The sequence below is a fragment of the Streptomyces sp. NPDC053750 genome (genome assembly GCF_044544295.1).
In the GTDB taxonomy this organism is placed as follows: Bacteria; Actinomycetota; Actinomycetes; order Streptomycetales; family Streptomycetaceae; genus Streptomyces.
This window is the reverse complement of record NZ_JBITXB010000015.1, coordinates 100,785-119,234: the sequence shown is the minus strand read 5'-3', so window position 1 is coordinate 119,234 and position 18,450 is coordinate 100,785. Positions and strand designations below refer to the sequence as shown.

Annotated in this window: 18 protein-coding genes; 15 read left to right on the top strand and 3 right to left on the bottom strand. The window is 70.6% G+C overall.

Features of this window, described 5'->3' with window-relative positions:
* Nucleotides 1-96: 96 nt before the first annotated feature.
* The 3 genes from ACIGO6_RS32250 to ACIGO6_RS32240 all read right to left on the bottom strand — a co-directional run bounded on the left by ACIGO6_RS32250 (nucleotide 97) and on the right by ACIGO6_RS32240 (nucleotide 3,242).
* Nucleotides 97-1,341 (bottom strand): hypothetical protein, encoded by a 1,245-nt coding sequence (locus ACIGO6_RS32250; RefSeq protein ID WP_399882499.1) that lies wholly within the window; start codon nucleotides 1,339-1,341, stop codon nucleotides 97-99.
* Nucleotides 1,342-1,625: 284 nt separating this feature from the next.
* On the bottom strand, nucleotides 1,626-2,330 hold the full coding sequence (locus ACIGO6_RS32245) for a beta-ketoacyl-ACP reductase (RefSeq protein ID WP_024126708.1): 705 nt from the start codon (nucleotides 2,328-2,330) through the stop codon (nucleotides 1,626-1,628).
* Between the two features lie 42 nt (nucleotides 2,331-2,372).
* A complete protein-coding gene (locus ACIGO6_RS32240; RefSeq protein WP_399882496.1) occupies nucleotides 2,373-3,242 on the bottom strand; it encodes a helix-turn-helix domain-containing protein in 870 nt (289 codons plus the stop codon).
* 98 nt (nucleotides 3,243-3,340) lie between these two features.
* Here ACIGO6_RS32240 and ACIGO6_RS32235 point away from each other — a divergent pair, with 98 nt between their 5' ends.
* The 15 genes from ACIGO6_RS32235 (at nucleotide 3,341) to ACIGO6_RS32165 (ending at nucleotide 18,395) form a co-directional block, all read left to right on the top strand.
* Complete coding sequence (locus ACIGO6_RS32235; RefSeq protein ID WP_399882494.1) at nucleotides 3,341-4,213, top strand: helix-turn-helix transcriptional regulator; 873 nt, start codon at nucleotides 3,341-3,343, stop codon at nucleotides 4,211-4,213.
* 68 nt (nucleotides 4,214-4,281) lie between these two features.
* A complete protein-coding gene (locus ACIGO6_RS32230) occupies nucleotides 4,282-5,253 on the top strand; it encodes an MBL fold metallo-hydrolase (protein WP_399882492.1) in 972 nt (323 codons plus the stop codon).
* A gap of 314 nt (nucleotides 5,254-5,567) precedes the next feature.
* The gene (locus ACIGO6_RS32225; RefSeq protein WP_399882490.1) at nucleotides 5,568-6,098 is read left to right on the top strand and encodes a hypothetical protein; all 531 of its coding nucleotides are present in this window, start codon (nucleotides 5,568-5,570) and stop codon (nucleotides 6,096-6,098) included.
* Nucleotides 6,099-6,621: 523 nt separating this feature from the next.
* Nucleotides 6,622-7,200 carry a hypothetical protein gene (locus ACIGO6_RS32220; RefSeq protein ID WP_031062083.1) on the top strand — a complete coding sequence of 193 codons (579 nt, stop codon included), beginning with the start codon at nucleotides 6,622-6,624 and terminating at the stop codon, nucleotides 7,198-7,200.
* Nucleotides 7,201-7,217: 17 nt separating this feature from the next.
* Nucleotides 7,218-8,114: an ATP/GTP-binding protein gene (locus ACIGO6_RS32215; protein ID WP_399882488.1), complete on the top strand. Its 897-nt coding sequence runs from the start codon at nucleotides 7,218-7,220 to the stop codon at nucleotides 8,112-8,114.
* Nucleotides 8,115-8,133: 19 nt separating this feature from the next.
* Entirely contained in the window at nucleotides 8,134-8,820 is a 687-nt protein-coding gene (locus tag ACIGO6_RS32210) for a flagella basal body P-ring formation protein FlgA (protein WP_399882486.1), read from the top strand.
* Nucleotides 8,820-9,641: a hypothetical protein gene (locus tag ACIGO6_RS32205; RefSeq protein WP_024126717.1), complete on the top strand. Its 822-nt coding sequence runs from the start codon at nucleotides 8,820-8,822 to the stop codon at nucleotides 9,639-9,641. The genes ACIGO6_RS32210 and ACIGO6_RS32205 overlap by 1 nt, the downstream gene beginning before the upstream one ends.
* Entirely contained in the window at nucleotides 9,638-11,203 is a 1,566-nt protein-coding gene (locus ACIGO6_RS32200; RefSeq protein ID WP_024126718.1) for a CpaF family protein, read from the top strand. Before ACIGO6_RS32205 ends, ACIGO6_RS32200 begins: the two co-directional genes overlap by 4 nt.
* A complete protein-coding gene (locus ACIGO6_RS32195; RefSeq protein ID WP_024126719.1) occupies nucleotides 11,200-12,129 on the top strand; it encodes a type II secretion system F family protein in 930 nt (309 codons plus the stop codon). The genes ACIGO6_RS32200 and ACIGO6_RS32195 overlap by 4 nt, the downstream gene beginning before the upstream one ends.
* Nucleotides 12,126-13,025: a type II secretion system F family protein gene (locus ACIGO6_RS32190; protein WP_024126720.1), complete on the top strand. Its 900-nt coding sequence runs from the start codon at nucleotides 12,126-12,128 to the stop codon at nucleotides 13,023-13,025. The genes ACIGO6_RS32195 and ACIGO6_RS32190 overlap by 4 nt, the downstream gene beginning before the upstream one ends.
* A gap of 27 nt (nucleotides 13,026-13,052) precedes the next feature.
* Nucleotides 13,053-13,250 carry a hypothetical protein gene (locus ACIGO6_RS32185; protein ID WP_024126721.1) on the top strand — a complete coding sequence of 66 codons (198 nt, stop codon included), beginning with the start codon at nucleotides 13,053-13,055 and terminating at the stop codon, nucleotides 13,248-13,250.
* Nucleotides 13,247-13,669, top strand: coding sequence for a TadE/TadG family type IV pilus assembly protein (locus ACIGO6_RS32180; RefSeq protein WP_024126722.1), 423 nt, complete (start codon nucleotides 13,247-13,249; stop codon nucleotides 13,667-13,669). The genes ACIGO6_RS32185 and ACIGO6_RS32180 overlap by 4 nt, the downstream gene beginning before the upstream one ends.
* Complete coding sequence (locus ACIGO6_RS32175; RefSeq protein ID WP_388071532.1) at nucleotides 13,666-14,103, top strand: TadE/TadG family type IV pilus assembly protein; 438 nt, start codon at nucleotides 13,666-13,668, stop codon at nucleotides 14,101-14,103. Before ACIGO6_RS32180 ends, ACIGO6_RS32175 begins: the two co-directional genes overlap by 4 nt.
* Nucleotides 14,104-14,115: 12 nt before the next feature.
* The gene (locus ACIGO6_RS32170) at nucleotides 14,116-14,553 is read left to right on the top strand and encodes a TadE/TadG family type IV pilus assembly protein (protein WP_399882482.1); all 438 of its coding nucleotides are present in this window, start codon (nucleotides 14,116-14,118) and stop codon (nucleotides 14,551-14,553) included.
* Between the two features lie 5 nt (nucleotides 14,554-14,558).
* Complete coding sequence (locus tag ACIGO6_RS32165) at nucleotides 14,559-18,395, top strand: LysM peptidoglycan-binding domain-containing protein (RefSeq protein WP_399882480.1); 3,837 nt, start codon at nucleotides 14,559-14,561, stop codon at nucleotides 18,393-18,395.
* The last annotated feature ends 55 nt before the right edge of the window (nucleotides 18,396-18,450 follow it).

Here is an 18,450-nt window from a genome sequence, read left to right as displayed (position 1 = left end):
GCGCCGTGTTCCTGTTCGAGAGCTTCGCGGTCGGGTTCCTCGTCGGCGCCGTGGCCTGGTGCGTGCCGTACGTGCGTGGCCTGGGTCGGCGCGGGGTCACCAGGGGGCTCGTTCCCTGGCGTCGCAGACGGCCTCCCACTCGGCGAAGGTGAGGCACTGCTCGGCGGTGCGCGTGCGGCGGGCCCGGTCCGCCTCGGCGAGCGAGGCGAGAATTCGGTCGCGGATGACGAAGCCGGGCGGTTCGGGCTCCGGTTCGACGGGCGGCGACAGCCTGGTGAGGCGGGCGCGGACTGCGTCCATGGCCTCCCGGAAGGCCGCGTTGGGCGGGACCCCGCAAGGCGTGTCCTCGCCGCGGCAGGGGTCGGCAGCGGGCTCGTCGTGGCCGGTGGTCTCGCTCCAGCGGGCCATGATCATGCTGGCTGGGGAGGCTGGCCGCCGGGGCACGCGCCAGACCGAGAGGTCGGCGGCGAGGTCGGCGGCGGAGAGGCCGGTAGCGATCCAGGGCCGCAGGGCGAAGGCGAGGCGGCGCAGTCCCTCTCCCTGGGTCCATGGCACCCGGGGGCGTATCCAGGCGGCGACGGAGACGGCGTGTGCGGCCTGGCTGGGGCTGGCTCGGTAGGGCTCGGGTACTTCGTGTCGGCGGCGGGGCCGCGGCCTCGCGCCGTGGGGCGCGCTGGTGTTGTTCTTCTTCCCTCTCATCTCAGCTGTAGGACGTGGGTGGTTGGTCTTACAGGAAGGGGTGTCACGGCGCCGGGAGGGACGGGTGCGGCGGCGGGCTTCGGTGATGGCCAACTGGCGTCCGTGTTCGGTGAATCCGACGTGCCGGGCGTGGTAGCCGTGGCCGCGCACGCGGTGGCCGAGGGCGTCGTCCCAGGCGCGGGGGACGACGGCGGCGTAGATGGTGGCGGTGCCGGCCCATTCGCCGCTTCCGGCGGGTCGGGTGTTGGTCCGGCTTCCGTGGACGGCCCAGACGAGGAGGCCGAGTTCGCGCAGGACGGCGATGTGCCGCTCCAGGGTGCGCCGGCTGATGCCGAGGCGCTTGTACGTTGTGTCGCGGCAGTAGGCGACGTGCCCGTCGGCGTTCAGGCGGGCGGCGAGGTCGCGGGCGACGCGCAGTGTGGTGTTGCCGGCCTTGGGGTGCAGGCGCTGGGTGATGGCCCAGGTGGCGGCGCGCAGAAAGTCGCCGCGCCGGGTGCGGCGGGACGCGGTGGTGCCGATCTCCTGGTCGGCATGGTCGCGGACCGGGATGTATCGGTTGTTTGTGGATATTCGGTGTTGTCCGCGCGGAAGGCGCGGTGGAGCGGCGGCGGCGTGGACCGGCGCGCGGGCATGCTGCATCATGGGCAGGGCACGCCCTCCTTTCGGGCATGCGTGAGCCCCTCTTCGGTGGGGCCGGTTCTTCCGGAACCAAGTGATCCGCCCTGGCAGGGGCGGTGTTGCCCGGTCTGCGGACCGGGTTCTTCACCAGGCGGGCTGGACACTCGCCGGGTGGTGGCAGAGATGCGGCGGGCGGGCCGAGGTGCTGGACACACCAAGGTCTTGCTGCCGCGGGGCAGCCCACGGGGGACTGCCCACTGTCAGATCATGTGCTCATCGGACTCCAGCGTGGTGGGCGGTCACGGTGGTCAGTGGCCCATGCCGGCGCCGCCGTCGACGGGCACCACGGCGCCGGTGATGTAGGCGGCCTGCTCGGAGGCGAGGAAGGCGACGGTGGCGGCGATCTCCTCGGGGCGGGCGAGGCGGCCGAGGGGGATCTGGGTCTTGAGGTTCTCGAGCTGCTCGTCGCTCAGCGCCTCGCTCATGGACGTCTCGGTGAGGCCGGGGGCGACCACGTTGAACGTGATGCCGCGGGAGCCGAGTTCGCGGGCCATGGAGCGGGCGAAGCCGACGAGGCCGGCCTTGGAGGCGGCGTAGTTGGCCTGGCCGCTCTCGCCGCGCAGGGCGACGGCGGAGGAGATGTACACCACGCGGCCTTTCTTCGCGCGCAGCATGCCGCGCGAGGCGCGTTTGGTGACGCGGAAGGCGCCGGTGAGGTTGGTGTCGAGGACGGAGGTGAAGTCGTCCTCGCTCATGCGCATCAGGAGCTGGTCCTTGGTGATGCCGGCGTTCGCGACGAGGACCTCGACGGGGCCGTGTTGCTCCTCGACCTCCTTGAACGCGGCGTCGACCTGGGCGGTGTCGGTGATGTCGCAGCGGACGGCGAGCAGGCCCTCGGGGGGTTCGCCCGAACGGTAGGTGATGGCGACGCGGTCGCCGGCCTCGGCGAGGTGACGGGCGATGGCGAGGCCTATGCCGCGGTTGCCGCCGGTGATCAGGACTGAACGGGACACGGGGTGGCGCCTTTCTGGGTGCTCGTGGGGGTTTGCAGTCAATCAGCTGGCCCGGCGCGTGCCGGAACGGGTGAGGTGTCCGCTCATCGCCGCGGCGGTGTCCATCACGGCAGTTACGTACCGGGCGCGGGTGGCGGCGCGTCGCATGGGCGCGTCCTTGGCCAGCAGTGCGACCGAGCCGGCGACGGCCGAGCCGTACCAGATTGGCGCGGCGATCATGGTGCGCCCCTGGAGCGGGGACGGCCCGATGGCGTGACCTTCCTCACGGACGTGGGCGATGTCGATCTTGTGGTCGCTGACGGAGCCGAGGCAGGCGAGGATCGCCAGTCCGGCCGCGTCGGCCTCCAGAGGTGCTGATTCAAGAGATCGGAAAGCGATCTGAGGCGATGTAAGGATCTCGTCAGCGTGTGACCCGTATGCCCGTTCCGCGCAGATTCTCATCGGAGTGCCGATCAGATGCGGTCGGTAAACAAATGCGGCCTGACCAGTTCTCGACTGTAGTGTGACGATCTCTGCCCTCACCGCGGGAGAGGGCGGGCCGGCCTGGAGGGGCTGGGCGGGTGTCGATGAGGGGGGACCGTGCAGCGCGTCAGTCAGCGCGTAGCGAGCACGCGGCCCGCGCTGTTCGACGGCGCCCTCCCGCATCAAGGCCTGCAGATACCGGTGAGCGGTCGGCGCGGGAAGCCCCGCGGACTCGGCGACCGAAGCCAGAGGGTGTTCACCCGGTCCGAGACGGATCAGCGCGCCGAGCACCGCCATGGTGCGTGCCACGGCACCGCCCGTGCGGTCGGACGGGGTGGCAACGGGATGCAGCAACGCGAACTCCCCCTCGCGGTTGTCGAGGACCTTCGCGTCTCCCACAACGCGGATTCGATCCAGTGCGCGATTCTTCCCGGCCAAGATCCCGCTCACCAGGCTCTGAATTTTCCGGTCCTCGAATTTCAGGAGCGAGCGCTTCCGGTATATCGCGGGGTCGACACGGGGACGGCAACACGGGGAAGGGTGCAAAGTTGAATCAGAAGGAGGCGTTGCAGCAGCTGCTGCAATGGAAGCGCGGAGAGATAGACCCGGTCGAGCTCGGCTGGCCCAAGCGCACTGGCCGGGGCCGGCGCTCCCGCGGGCTGTCTCAGGCGCAGGTTGCCCAGGCGCTGTTCGTCACGGAGAAGACCTACGCCGAGTTCGAGCGAGGGAACACGTCCCAGCCGAGCACCGAGTTCCTCGAGAACGTGGCCAAGGTGCTCAACATGGAAGAGCGCGAGCGGACCGCGCTCTACGTCTACGCGATCGGCTACGAGCCGCCGTTCCCCATGGACCCGATGGCTGGGACGAACGTGGATCCGGCGTGGCAGGTGGCTGTCAACGGCGTGTCGGGGCAACCCTGTTACATCAACGACGTGGCCTGGAACGTGCTGGCCGCCAACGACGACTTCAAGCTCATGTTCCCCCAGCCTGAGGGAAGATCCCCCGAGCTGCCTGAACGCAACCTGATCCGGTGGATGCTGCTGCGCGAGGACGCGCGCGAGCACCACCTGGTCGACTGGGACACGCGCTGGGCGCCGCAGGTCGCAGCCCAGCTGCGCACGGCGGTCGCCGCGCACCCCGACAACGCGGATCTCCGGCAGCTCGACAAGGAGGTCAACGACGACCCGGTGGCGGGGCCGATCTACCGAGACCACAGCCTCGCGTACATCCACCCGGACGGTGACGCGCGGCCGATGCGGCACGCCGGCTACGTGACCCCGCGCGGCACCGAGGACCACCGCACCCGGTGCTGCGACCGGCATGCGCCGTCCCAGCTGGGCACCGTCACCATGTGCGCCGCCCAGCCGTTCGGCAGCCCGGGCGCCCGGTTCTTCCTCCTGCCATTTGTGCCCCACATCTGACGCTGCCGCGCGGCCGCTTCGGCGGAGAGATTTCCTCCGGGCGGCCGCGGCACGCACAATGCATGCCCATGGCATCCACTGACCTGAAGCAGATCGCGCCCGGCGTCTTCGCCTGGCAGCCCGGCCACGAGGCAACATGGGGCCTGGCCAACTGCGGTCTCGTCGTCTCCAAGGGCCAGGCCCTCGTCATCGACACGCCCTACACACCCGCCCTGACCGACGCCTTCCTCACTGCGGTCCGCTCAGCCGCGGGCCCGGACGTCTCGCTGGACCGGGTCGCCGTCACCCACGCCAACGGCGACCACACCTGGGGCCTTCAGCAGCTTCCCGGCGCTGACGTCTACGCCACCCACGCCGCCCTCGAGCACCAGTGCCTGGAGCCGAGACCGGAACAGCTGCAGGCCCTCATCCATGACACCGACCCCGGCCAGCCCCTCGGCTGGTACTTCCGGGAGCATTTCGGCAAGTTCGACTTCGCGGGCATTGAGGTTCTCCCGCCGACCACGACGTTCACCGGACGCCACGACCTCGAAGTCGGCGAGATTGCCGCGGAGCTACTCGAAGTCGGCCCGGCCCACACCGTCGGCGACCTCATCATCCATCTGCCCGAGCAGCGCGTTGTCTTCGCGGGCGACATCGTCTTCGCGGGAGACCACCCCTCCCACTGGGCCGGCCCACTGGAGCGCGTCGCCGCCGCCTGCGCACGGATCCTGGACCTCGACCCCGAGTGGATCGTCCCCGGCCACGGACCGCTCATGACCCCCGACGACCTGCGCGGCTACATCTCCTACCTCGACGACCTCGCGGACCAGGCGTATGTGATGCACGGCCAGGGCCGGACGGCCGTCGATGCCGCACGCATCCTGATCAAGGAAGACCGTTACTCCGGCCTCGGCCTGCCCGAGCGGCTCGCCATCACCCTCAGCACGGAATACCGCCACCTCGACCAGGACACCACCGCCCCGGACCTGCTGAAGCTGATGGACCACGCGGCACGCATTGCCTGGGACCGCTCGTCGACCGGCCCTCTCGCACCTTGAACTCTTCGCCTGGCAGCCGTCCACGGCGCGAATTCCGGCTGGTGAAACAGCGCGGCCCACTCCGTTCCGATCATTGAAATAGGAACCGCCCGCGTAGCTCGGGGGCTTGCCCCCGAGCTCGCCCAAGCAGTCAACTACCGACGTCGGCGCGCCGTGTAAGCACGGGGGAGCGCCGCTCAGGCACCGAGGGCCCTCCCACGCCCGTTGACGTGCGCGGTCGAGCAGCACGCCGTTGCTGCACTCGATTCCGGATGCCGCCGCCGGCCCCCCGGCGGTGGCATCCGCTCGAAGCCGCCTCGCTCCAGGGAGAGTTCATGAGCCGCGCAGCCATTGTCTTGCCGGTCCCCGCCGCCGTCCCCGAGTTCCTCGGCCACCGCATCGAGGACCTCCGCCACACCCTCCGCTCCGGCCGCCGTGAAGAGGCCCTGGCGGCCGCCCGGACCATCAGCGACGAGCTCGCCGAGAGCCACGGCCCCCTGCACAACTACACGCTTCACGCCCTCGAGCTTGTCGCCTTCTGCGCTCAGATCGCCGGATACCCGGCCATGGCTACCGATGTCTCGGTGTACACCGCAGCGGCCTGGCAGCGCCTTCTGGATGCCACACACCACCAAATCCGGCGGCAGGCCCGCAACGGTGCGGCCTCCTGGCTCACCGTCACCGACGCGCACGACGCCGTCCGGACCGGAACGGCCCTGCTGACGCTGCTGCAGTCGGTTTATGGCAAGAACCACCCCTCCACCCCGTTCGTAAAACGTCGACTTAACGCCATTACCGGCGGCGACCAGGAGGCTGCCCGGAATGCTCTGCGGGCCACGGGGCCGGCCTTGCTGATCAAGCCGTGAAGTCCTTGGCCACAGCGTTTCCAAATCGCCCGCGCCAGAGGCATATACCGGAAGTGCTGCTACCGGAAAAAACGGGGCCTGGCTGCACCTGATCTTTCTGGCCAGAATCAGGCTCGGACTGATCACGTTGTGGGAGACGCGGCGTCCGTGACCGCGAGGGGGAAATCGCGTTGCGACATCTAGGAACTGGACTCGTGCCATCCGGGTCCGCATCACTGCTACGACCGGCCGACCTCCGGTCGGGAACCGGGTGGATGACCGAGTCGACCATCCAGGCTTCGGTGCGAAGCGGCCCTGTTCACACGCTGGCACCTCGTCATCCGTGGCTCACCCACGGCACGACGCCCCTGCCGCGGCTGGGAGCCAGGCACTGGCCCTGCGCCGTGGCCGTAGGCTCGCCGGGTCCTGGCCTGGCGTGCATCTCCAGAGCCGGCGAAGCGCGGTAGAGGACTCACCTCGCCGCGTTTTGTCCGCCCTGAGCGCGCGTCAGCGCCCGTACCCGACTCCTGAAGGGGATCTGCCGATGGCTTCGACCACCCACCACCGCACCCACGTCCTGCGACTCGCAGGTGCCGTCCTCACGTGCACCGTCGCAGCCGGCGCCCTGGCCGGCTGCGGCTCCGACACACCCAAGAAGAAGACGGCCTCCTCGCCCTCGGCCACTGCCTCCTCGACGCCGTCCAACGATCCGGACCAGGCAGCGAAGGACAAGGTCCTCGCTGCGTACACGAACATGCGCGAGATCCAGATCAAGATGGCCGCGGACGGAGATCTGCACACCGAGGAACTGGCCAAGTACGCCAGGGGCGATGCCGCCACCGACCTCAAGAAGTCGGTCCTGCGCAACGAGTCGATGGGCATCAAGTTCACCGGCCGTCCGGAGATGAAGCCTCAGGTCACCGCCGTGAACACCAAGGGCAAGACCGCAACGGTCACCGACTGCTTCGACGCGACCAGCTGGAAGCCCGTCTACAAGGACTCCGGCAAGGAGCTCAAGCTCGCCGAGCAGCGCCTGAAGTACCCCGTCACGTCCCAAGCCACGCTGGAGGGCGACACATGGTTCGTCACGAAGATCACAGCCGATCGCACACAGGGCTGCTGATCCGTTCTGCCCGCACAGTGGGCTTCCTTGCGGTACTGACCGCCCTGACGCCGGCCGGCCTCGCGTACGCGGGCAACGGCGCCGGCCACTGCTCCGACGTGGACGTGTGCGTCGACGTCGGAACGCCCGGCAAGCCCGGTGGAGGCGGAGGCGGCGGCACCGGCGGAGGAAGCGGCGGGGGCGACGGAGGCGGGAGCGGCAACGGGATGTGCAAGCTCGTCGACGACACCGAGATCCCCTGCGCGCCCGGGTACAACCCGGCCGACCGCTGCTTCTACGAGCTCATGGATCCCCAGCCGCCGTCCGGCCCGGGCCACACCGACATGAACGGGGCAGACACCACGGGTCCCGGCGCCTTCTACATGAGGGACTGCATCGTCAACGACGTCGGCGGCATCGTCTGGCTGACGGAACCGCCCGCCGGTCTCCTCCCCGACCCCGAAGTGCTGGCGCGTCAGGCCCGGGACAAGATGACTCTGCTGGGTGCGAACATCGGCAGCTCGCCCGGTCCGGACGCCCCTGGTCTCGTCGGCATGCCCGTCTGGCTGTGGAACAACAAGAGCGACACCACCTGGGGTCCCAACAGCGCGACGGCCGCCGTCCCGGGACTGTCGGTGACAGCCACGGCGCGCGTCACCAAGATCACCTACTCCATGGGAGACGGCGGCTCGGTCACGTGCACGACCGCGGGCACGAAGTACTCCAAGGCCTACGGGGACAAGTCCTCGCCGGACTGCGGCTACCGCTACACCAAGGTCTCCGCCGGCCAGCCGGGCGGGAAGTTCACCGTCACGGCGACCAGCTCCTGGGAAGTCACCTGGCAGGCGTCGAACGGTGCCAGCGGGACGCTGCCCGACGAGATCCGTACGTCCAACACCACAGCGCGCGTCGGCGAGCTGCAGGTTGTCAACTAGCGCAAGGAAGACCATCACAATGCCGCGAACCAAGCAGCCGACGGCACCCTCCGAGCCGGGCTCCGCGCCTGTGCTGCTGCCGATCACCAACGACGCCCCACGCCGGCGCCGACGGCCGGTGGTGGTCGGCGCCGGCCTGGCGCTCGCCGCCGTGGGCGCCCTGGTGTCGGTGTGGCTGGTCGACGAAGCCGGTGACAAGATCTCGGTCGTTGCCACCCGGCACCCCATTGCGGCGGGCGAGAGCATCAAGGCGTCGGACCTGGTGGCTACCGAGATATCCCACGGCACCGAGCTGCGGTCCCTGCCCGCTTCCCACGCCTCCGACATCATCGGCAAGCAGGCCGTATCCGACCTGCCGGCCGGCGTGCTGGTCACCGAGGACTCGGTGAGCGACGGATCCAGCGTGACCAAGGGCAAGTCGGTGGTGGGCATCCTCGCCAAGCCCGGCCAGTTGCCCATCCAGAAGCTGCGCACCGGTGATGCGGTCACCATCGTCCACACCCCGCAGGACGGCAGCGCCTCAGCCTCCTCCAGCAAGGCCGGCTCCACCCCGGACAGTCTTCCTGCCGTCGTGTCCCGCGTCGGCGCGCCCGACGCCAACGGCGCCGTGGTCGTCGACGTTGCCGCGCCCGAGGTGAACAGCACGTCACTCGCCGCCTGGGCAGCGAGCGGTGACGTGGCCATCGTCCTGAAGGCGACGAGCTGATGGCGGTCATCGCACTGGTATCGGGAAAGTCCAGCGGCGTCACCTGCTCGGCGCTCGCGCTCGCCCTCTCGTCGCCGAAGCCCTCCCTGCTGGTCGAGGCCGACCCCGCCGGCGGCACGATCCGGGCCGGCTACCTGGGCGGAGAAGGCAGCGCAGCCACCGGACTGCACCGCCTGGCGGCCGCGGACCGACAGGGCACCCTCGCACGGGAGTTCTCCCATCACTTCGTCAGCCTGGACCGCGACAACACCGGCCAGCGCATGCTCCTGCCCGGACTGACCGACCCCACACAGGCCGCATCCCTCAACCGCACCTGGGACCCCATCTCCCGGCTGCTCGGCGTGATGGACCAGACCGGCCACGACGTGATCATCGATGCGGGCCGCATCCTCACCGAGTCCGAGACCCGGCTGTCCACCACCCGCTACCCGACGCCGCTGCTGCACCGCGCCGACGCCGTCCTCATGGTGGTCCGCACCACCCAGGCCTCGATCGCGGCTGCCGCGCCCGCCATCCGGGTCCTGAGGGAGGAACTGGCCCACCACGGCACGGGCTCCGACGCGCTCGGGCTGCTGCTGATCGAAGAGGGGTCCTTCAACTCCAGCCAGGTGCAGCAGCACTTGCAGGCGCCGGTCGTCGGCATGCTCGCGTGGGATCCCGACACCGCCGACGTCTTCACGCACGGGGCCTACAAGAAGATGCCGCGCACCCTTCTGCGGTCCGCGCGCACGGCCCACCAAACGATCAATGAGCTGGTGACCAGGCGGCGCGTGCAGCTGCGGCCGGCAGGAATGCAGGTGGTCACCGGGAGGGCATCATGACCGACACCAGGCCGGAGACCCCGGCCCCCGACTACACCGCCCTCTTCGCCCAGGCGCTCCAGGAGAGCCCCACGCAGGACGCGCCGGTTCTTCGACCCTTCCCTGCGCAGGTTTCTCCGGCCGGCATCCCCCAGGGCCTCGTCCGGGTCCCCGACACCGCGGCGCCGACCGCGCTTCCGGTCGGTCACGAGGTTCTCGCCGAGCTGCGTTCACAGGCCAGCATGAAGATCGGCGAGGCCGCCGGTGCCGACGCCTCCATGACCGAGCAGGACCGCCGGCAGCGCGGACAGTCGATCATCAGGCAGGTCGTCTCGGAATGGGCGACGAAGTACGCGGCCAGCGGCTCGGACCTGACGCCCCAGCAGGAGCGTGCCGTACGCGAGGCGGTCTTCGACGAGCTGTTCCGCGCCGGCCGTCTCCAGCCTCTCCTGGACGACCCGAACGTCGAGAACATCATCATCTACGGCGACAAGGTGCGCGTCGACTACGCCGACCGTCCGACCCGCACCTGGGACCCGATCGCGAAGACCGACCGCGACCTGATCAACCTCATCAACCACCTGGCGCGCATGCAGGGGCAGGGCGAAAGGGCGCTGACGCCGGCCACGCCGAACCTGAACCTCCGGCTGGCCGACGGATCGCGCCTGGCGGCCTCGGCATACGTCACGCCGCGGCCGAGCATCGTCATCCGGCGCCACCGCACCCGCGGCCAGGGCCTGAACGACCTGGTGCGCTGGGGCACCATCGACGCCTCGCTCGCGCACTTCCTGACCGCCGCGGTCAAGGGCCGCAAGAACATCATCGTGGTCGGCTCCCAGGGCGTGGGCAAAACGTCCCTGCTGCGCGCCATGGCCCGGGAGATCCCGAGCACCGAGCGCGTGGGCACGCTGGAGTCGGAGTACGAGCTCCATCTCCACGAGGACCCCGAGGGCCCGGAGGTCGTCGCCTACGAAGGACGCGAGTCCAACGGTGAGCGCGGCCCGGACGGCAAGCTCCAGGGCGAGCTGACCCTGTCCGACCTCTTCCCGCAGCTCCTGCGTATGTCGCTGCGGCGCGTGATCGTCGGCGAGGTCCGCTCCAAAGAGGTCGTACCGATGCTGCACGCGATGAACGAGGGCGAGGGCGGTTCGATGGCCACCCTGCACGCCCGCAGCCCCCAGCTGTCGATCGAGCGCTTGGCCACCCTGTGCCTGGAGGCCGGGATCGGCATGACCGAGGCCCTGGCCTACCGGCTCATCGCCCAGGCCGTCGACTTCGTCGTCTACGTACGGCTGGTCGACGAGACCGAGCTCGTCGGCCACGACGGCAGGCCGGGGCGCAAGCACCGGTTCGTCAGCCACGTCATGGAGATCACCGGCATCGGCGAGGGCGGTCGCCCCTCCCACCAGATGGTCTTCGCTCCCCGCGAGCAGGACGGGCGCCGCGAGCCCAGGGCCGTGCCCCACGGGAACATCTCCCAGAGCTGCCTGGAAGACCTCGTCCGGGCCGGGCTGGACCGCACCGTCCTGCAGCGGCCGTGGGGCAGCTGGGGCGCGCCGCTGGAAACGGTGGTGCCGCTGTGACGCTCACCCTCGAATCCCTGCTCGCCGCGCTCGGCGGTCTCGCCGCCGTCGGCGGACTCGCCCTGGCGGTCGCCGGCGGCGTCGGCTGGGCACCCTCGACGACGGTGCGCCGCCGCAGCCGTCTGGAGCGCAAGATCCGGGCAGTCTTCGTCAAGGACGCCCGAACCCCCACCTCCTGGTGGGCCCGGGGCCAGACACGCCTGGTCGGCTCTGCGGTGGCGGGCCTTGGCGTGTGGCTGTTCACCGGCTGGCTGATGGGCGGCCTGGTCACCATCGCCGTCGTCATCGGCCTGCCCTGGCTGCTCAACACCTCCGGTTCCGGCAAGGCACAGATCGACAAGCTGGAGGCGATCGAGGAGTGGATGCGGCGCATGTCGGACATCCACACCGTCGGCGTCAGCCTGGAGGCCACCATCCAGCGCAGCCTGGAGACCGTCCCGGGCGCCATCCGCGAGGAGGTCCGCCTCCTCGTCTCGCGCCAGCAGGCCGGATGGGTGCCCCAGGACGCCTACCGCGCGTTCGCCGACGAGCTGAACGACGCGATGGTCGACGAGGTCGCCGCCCTGCTGATCCTGCACGTCGAGGACCGGGGCAGCGGGCTGAGCAAGGCGCTGCGTGAACTTGCCGAGGCCCTCCAGCATGAAGTGCTCTCACGGCGCGAGGTCGAGGCCGACCGGCAAAAGCCCCGCACCAACGACCGCTGGGTGACCATCTTCTGCCTGGCGATCTTCGGAATCACCGCGTTCTCCGGCGCCTACGTCGAGCCCTACGACACCGTTGCCGGGCACCTCGTCCTGGCCTTCGTCGCCGTCGCCTTCGTCCTGGTCAAGATCTGGATGCGACGCATGGCGATCCTCGAACCAGCGCCCCGGTTCCTGTCGCCGGCCGACCGCTCCGGCGGCCAGATCGCCAAGGAGGCGCCGTGATCTTCTCCCCCTATGCCATCGTCGGCGGCGCCGTCACCGGACTCGGCCTGGTCATCGCCGCCCGCGGCATCCTGCCCGGCCGGCCAGACCTCGGCGACGTGCTGTCCCGCATGGATGCCACCCGGCTCGAGAACCTCGACCGCAACCGCGACAGCCAGCCCAACTCCCTCATGGAGAAGGCCGGCGCCCTCCTGCTCCGGACGGCTGGGGAAGGCACCCTGCGCCTGCCCCGCCAGCAGTTGGAACTCGTGGGCCGGTCTCCCGCCGCGCACCTGGGACGCAAGATCGCCCTCGCGCTGTACGGGCTGCTGCTGCCCGTGCTGGCGGTGGGGCTGGCCAACCTGGCCGGCTACCCCTTCCCCGTGGCGATCCCGGCGATAGCGGGCCTCGGCCTCGCGATCGTCTTCTGGCTCCTGCCGGACCTGCAGCTCAAGCAGCAGGCCGTGGAAGCCAAGGACGACTTCCGGTACGCCGTCAAGGCCTACCTGCGCCTCGTCCAGCTCGAACGCGCCGCGGACGCCGCCCCCACCCAGGCCCTGAAACGGGCCGCGGAAGTCGGCGAGGGCTGGGTCTTCGCGAAGATCCGGGACACCATCACCCGCTCCGAGCTCGAAGGCATCAGCCCGTGGGAGGGCCTCAAGCGTCTCTCCCTCGAACTCGACGTCCCCGAACTCGGCGCGCCGGCCGACATCATCGCGATCGCCGGTGAGGAGGGCGCAGCCGTCGGCGACACCCTCGGCGCGCAGGCCAAGTCGCTCTCCGGCGCCCTGGTAACCAAAGCGAAGGCACAGGCCAACATGGCCTCCGAAAAAATGGTGATGCCCGTCGCGATGCTCGTCCTGATCATGACCGTATACATCGGCTATCCCGCGATCGCGCGGATCATGGCCAGCTAACTCCCTAAAGAGACAAGGAAATCCACGATGGGCAACGACCCCAACTTCACCTTTCTGAAGACCTTCTTCAGCGCCCGGATCGAGCGGCTGCGCAACGTCCGCGACGACCGAGGCTCCGTCTCCATCGAGACGATGATGATCGTCGCGGGCCTCGTCGTCGTCGCCGCGATCGCCGCCGCTGTCATCCTCACCAAGGTCAACGAGAAGGCCAACGAGATCAAGTGATCCGCCTTCGCCGGACTCTGCGCCGTTGGTCCCGCGCGCTCGCCGAGCGCGACGTGCGGGACCGCGGAGCCGTGTCCCTGGAAATGCTCATCGTCTTCCCTGTCGTGCTGCTGATCATCCTGCTGGTCGTCCACGTCGGCCTGTGGTGGCACGCACGCAATGTGGCGATGTCCGCCGCGCAGCTGGGAGTTGAGTCCGCCCGAGTACGAGGAGCGTCCGCAGGGACCGGCACCGCCGAGGCCCGGGAATTCCTCTCCAGGGCCGGCAGCAGCATCTCCGGCACGTCCGTCAGCGGGAGCAAGGGAGCCACGGTGACCATCCGCGTCACCGGCTACGTCGACACCATGATCCCCGGCCTGAAACTCAAGATCGACCAGCACGCCGACGCGGCCGCCGAGCGCATCACGGAGGCACGGTGACCCTCGCCGAACGACTCCGCGACGACCGCGGCGCGCTGTCGCTGGAAGCGGTCATCCTCTTCCCCGTCCTCATTCTGGTGCTGCTGCTGGTCATCGCGTTCGGCCGGATCGGATCCGCCGACAACGCCGTCGACACCGCGGCCCGCAACGCAGCGCGCGCAGCCTCGCTGGAACGCACCGGCGGTGCCGCCAGCTCCGCCGGATCGGCAATGGCGCGCAGCGTGCTCAGCCAGCAGGGACTGCAGTGCACGTCCACCTCGATATCCGTCTCCACCGGCGGGTTCGCCGCGCCGATCGGTGAGCCCGCCACGACCACCGCCACCGTGACCTGCGTGGTGAACCTCTCGGATATCGGATTGCCCGGACTGCCCGGATCCAAGACTCTGACCAGCAGCTTTACCTCGTCAATCGACTCCTACCGCCAGCGCGGCTGACAGGACCACCGCATGCCACCCGCCCGCTTCGCCCTCACCCGCCGGATCCGTCGCGCCCTGCGCAACGACCGGGGTGCGATGAGCGTGTTCGCCCTCGTGACCATCGTGGCGCTCTTCGCCGTGGCCGCGCTCGTCTACGACGGCGCCGGCAGGCTGCGAGCGCTCACCCACGCCGAAGGCGTCGCGCACGAGGCAGCCCGAGCCGGCGGCCAGGCCGTCGATGCGGGCAAGGCGATCGCCGGAGAGGGCATCACCGTCGACCGCAATGCAGCCGTCGCCGCGGCACGGACCTACCTCAGCCACGCGGGGGTCAGCGGCACGGTGAGCGTGAGCGAGGACGGCGGGTCCCTGGAGGTGACCGTGACCGAGTCGTACCGCGCCGTGTTCCTCAGCGGGGCCAGCGGGTCCGTCACCGGCCACGGCAGCGCCAACCTCGTCTACAAGGGGTGACGATCATGAGAAACCGCAGTGCCGCCGCCACCCTGGTTCGTGCGCTCTTCGCCCTGGTGGCCCTGGTCGCGCTCCTGGCGGGCGTGCCCGCCGTCCTGCTCGGCATCGGGGTCCTGCCCGACCACGTCCCCGGCTTCGACGAGATCACCACCGCACTCACCAGCCCCGACTCCGGCCAGCTGTTCCTGGGCGCCATCACCCTCATCGGCTGGTACGGCTGGCTGAGCTTCGTGGTCTCGGTCGTCCTGGAGACGGGCGCCGCGCTGCGCAACGTCCGGGCCCCCCGGATCCGCATGCTCGGCGGATCCCAGCAGCTCGCCGGCGCCCTCGTCGGCGGCATCCTCGTCCTGCTGCCGACCGGCACCGCGATGGCTAGCCCCGCGAGCGCAGCCCCCGCCACCGTGGCCACGGCCAGTGTGACCGCCGACGCCCACTCCGCGACGGCCACCGCAGCCAAAGCGGCGTCCTCTACTTCTGCGGCCTGGGACGGCCCCGTCCACCAGGTCCAGGAAGGCGACACCCTCTGGGACATCGCGGAGAAGCGCCTGGGTGCCGGCATCGAGTGGCACCGGATCATCGACGCCAACGAAGGCGTACGCCAGGCGGACGGCTCCCTCGTCACCGCCGACACCACCGTCCTGCAACCCGGCTGGACCCTGCGCCTGCCCGCCGACGCCTCCCCCGACCCGGCAGCCGACCAGGACGGAGCCCGGGCACAGACCGCCGGCTCCAAAGCGGCGGCCCAGACCCACACCGTGCGCGCGGGCGAGACACTGACCGGCATCGCCGAGGACGAGCTCGGCAACGCCGACGCCTACCCCCGGATCGTCGAGGCGAACAAGGGCGTCAAGCAGGACGACGGGCGCGCCCTCGACGACCCCGACGAGATCTATCCCGGCTGGAAGCTGCAGATCCCCACCGCAGCCGGCAGCGACCGGAGCGACTCGAAGCCGGACGAGGCGCAGCCGCCACAGGAACAGCCCGCCGACCAGGACAAGGCCGAGGAACGGCCCGGCGCCGAGCAGACGCAGCCACCCGCCCAGGACGATGCGGGCCCGGGCGCTGACAAGGGGGAGAAGAGCGACCAGGCCCACGGCGGCCAGGGCGCGGACAAGGACCAGCAGGACGGCGGGCAGCCGACCGCCCGCCCCGACACCCCGAGCGAGCCGCCGGCCGCGCAGAGCCCGGCGCCCGACCGCGAGCGGGAGCAGCACGGCACGCCCACCCAGGCGCCCGAGGCGCACGACACGGCGGAGGCCGGCGACAGCGCCGACACGAGCGTGCGGACGATCGCCGCGGCGGGGAGCATCCTGGCCGCGGCCGTCCTCGCGGTCGTCGCGACCCGACGGGCGCACCAGCAGCGCCGACGGCGCCCCAAGCGGCGCATCCCGATGCCCTCCGGTGCGACCGCCGACTTCGAGAAGCAGCTGCGCGTGGCGTCCGACATCACCGGCACCGCGCTCGCCGACCGCGCCCTGCGTACCCTGGCCGCGAACTGCCGCCAGAACGGCCGGCCTCTGCCAGAGGTCGAGGCGATGCGCATCACCGCGCGCGGCATCGAGCTCCACCTGGCCGCCGTCACCCCGCCCGTCGCTCCGTTCACCGAGCACGAGGACAACCCGACGGTGTGGGTGTGCCCCGCCCGCGGCGCGGCCCTCCTCAACGAAGACGAGGCCGCCGACATCACGGTGCCCTACCCGGCCCTGGTCAGTCTCGGCGAGACCGAGGACGGCGACGCGGTCCTGGTCAACCTGGAGGCCATCGGGCTGCTGCGTCTGGCCGGCAGCCCGGCCGACGTCCGCGCGGTCATGCTCGCCCTCGCCGTCGAACTCGCCTCCTCGCAGCTGGCGCCCGACACCCAGGTCCTCCTCGCCGGCGCCGGAAGCGACCTGCACCACCTCTACCCCGACCAGATCGAGCACCACGCTGATCTCGGCCCGGCCACCAGCGACCTCCAGGCGCACGACGCCTTCCAGCGCCAGGCCCTGACCGACGGCGGCCACGACCACCTGCGGGCCGCCCGGCTGGTCGAGGACGGCGGCGACACCTGGATCCCCCGCATCCTCATCGCCGCCGCCCCGCCCACCGGCGCGGCGGCCGCCGAGCTCGAGGACCTCCTCTCCTCCCGGCCCCGCACCTCGGTCGCGGTCGTGACCGCCGCAGGCGGCGAACTCGACCTGCCCGGCGCCTGGACCCTGCCCGCCCAGCCCGGCACCCTCGTCGAACTCCCCGACCTGGACCTCGCGGTCAAGCTCCAGCACCTGGACGCCGACTCCTACGACCGGCTCGTCCAACTGATCGCCACCTCCAGCCGCACCGACGACGTCCCCCCGCCGGCGTGGACCGGTCACACCGGCCCGGCCGATACCAACGGTCCCCGCCCCGCCTTCACCGCCGGCGAGGACTACGCGCTCGCCCCGGAGACCTCTGCCGTTCCCGCGGTGACCACGGTCGAGACCCAGGGCAGCGGCCTGGCGACCGCTGTGCCGAGCTTCACCGACTTCTCCGCCGCCCAGACGCCCGACGACGCCCTGACCGGCAGCGGCGACGACTGGCAGGAGGAGGACGGCAGCGCCCTCTCCCCCGCGGTCGCGGGCTCCCCCGCCCTCGACGAACCGGACGACGACACCGACAGCAACTCCGCTGGCGAGCCCACCGGCTGGGAGACGCCCGAGCCCGCTGAGGAAGAAGACCCCGAGGAGGCGTCCGCGCTGGGTGCCGAGGTGTGGGACACCGCTGAGCCGAAGCAGGACTTCGAAAAGGTCCTCGACGAAGTGCTCGGCGAGCGCGATGACGACTCGCCGCTTCAGCCCGACGAAGAAGAGGTCGGCTCCGGTCTGTCCGCCGACGCGCTCGGCGACGGCCCGGACGAGGAGGAGACGCAGGAAGGGGACTCGGCCATGACCGGCGACCAGGACGAGGACGCGCCCGGCCTGACCGCGGCCGCGCTCGGCGAGACCACGGCATCCGCGACAGCGGCCGAAGCACGGATCATCCCCCGTCCCAGCGCCGCTACCTCCACCGTGCTGGCCGCGCTGGCCACCCCGCCGGCCGAGCCCGAAGACCCCCAGGTCCAGGTCCTCGGCCCGGTGACACTGGCCGGCGCGCAGGGCCGGGTGGGCAGCAACCGGCGCAACCACCTTCTGGAGATCGCCGCCTGGCTCGTGCTGCACCCCGGCCTGGGCCGCCAGGACCTCGACAACGCGATCTGGCCCGGGCTGCGCAAGACCTCCAGCACCCGCAACACCGCGATGTCCCGGCTGCGTTCCTGGCTCGGCCCCAACCCTCACGTCCCCGCCGACGACCCCCGCAGCGCCTATCTTCCCGCGGTCACCGACGGCATCTACCGGCTCGGCCCCGCCGTCACCTCCGACTGGGACCGCTTCAAAGAGCTGTACCAGCAGGGCATGCACCACGACGGGCAGGACGCCGACGTCGCCCTCGCCCACGCCCTGGCTCTCGTGCGCGGCCGGCCCTTCGCGGACATCGACCCCTCCAAGTACGCCTGGGCGGAGGCCGACATCCAGGAGATGATCAGCGCGATCGTCGACGTCGCCCACGAGCTCGCCGAACGCCGCCGCCAGGTCCGCGACTACCGGGCGGCAGCCCAAGCTGTCACCAAGGGCATGCTCGTGGACTCCCAGAGCGAGTTGCTCTACCGGGACCTCTTCACAATCTGCCACGAGATGGGCGACCGCGAGGGCCTGGAGCGCGCCGCCGCCCAACTGGCCCGGATCAACGCCGAGGAGGGCGTTGACTCATCGCCCGAGACCCGTGGCCTGCTGCGCACGCTCCTCAAGGGCGAGAGGAACAAGCCCACTTTGGGGTCTGCGGCCTCATGACCACGACCCGCTCGAAATTCACCGACCTCCGGTGTCACACCGCACCGCTCGATCA

Bases quoted from the DNA above. Each gene is read 5' to 3' on its own strand.
- ACIGO6_RS32220 (WP_031062083.1), top strand. From the start codon at position 6,622: ATGGCTTCGACCACCCACCACCGCACCCACGTCCTGCGACTCGCAGGT.
- ACIGO6_RS32170 (WP_399882482.1), top strand. From the start codon at position 14,116: ATGCCACCCGCCCGCTTCGCCCTCACCCGCCGGATCCGTCGCGCCCTG.
- ACIGO6_RS32165 (WP_399882480.1), top strand. From the start codon at position 14,559: ATGAGAAACCGCAGTGCCGCCGCCACCCTGGTTCGTGCGCTCTTCGCC.
- ACIGO6_RS32185 (WP_024126721.1), top strand. From the start codon at position 13,053: ATGGGCAACGACCCCAACTTCACCTTTCTGAAGACCTTCTTCAGCGCC.
- ACIGO6_RS32230 (WP_399882492.1), top strand. From the start codon at position 4,282: ATGGCATCCACTGACCTGAAGCAGATCGCGCCCGGCGTCTTCGCCTGG.
- ACIGO6_RS32205 (WP_024126717.1), top strand. From the start codon at position 8,820: ATGGCGGTCATCGCACTGGTATCGGGAAAGTCCAGCGGCGTCACCTGC.
- ACIGO6_RS32225 (WP_399882490.1), top strand. From the start codon at position 5,568: ATGAGCCGCGCAGCCATTGTCTTGCCGGTCCCCGCCGCCGTCCCCGAG.
- ACIGO6_RS32200 (WP_024126718.1), top strand. From the start codon at position 9,638: ATGACCGACACCAGGCCGGAGACCCCGGCCCCCGACTACACCGCCCTC.
- ACIGO6_RS32250 (WP_399882499.1), bottom strand. From the start codon at position 1,341: ATGATGCAGCATGCCCGCGCGCCGGTCCACGCCGCCGCCGCTCCACCG.
- ACIGO6_RS32210 (WP_399882486.1), top strand. From the start codon at position 8,134: ATGCCGCGAACCAAGCAGCCGACGGCACCCTCCGAGCCGGGCTCCGCG.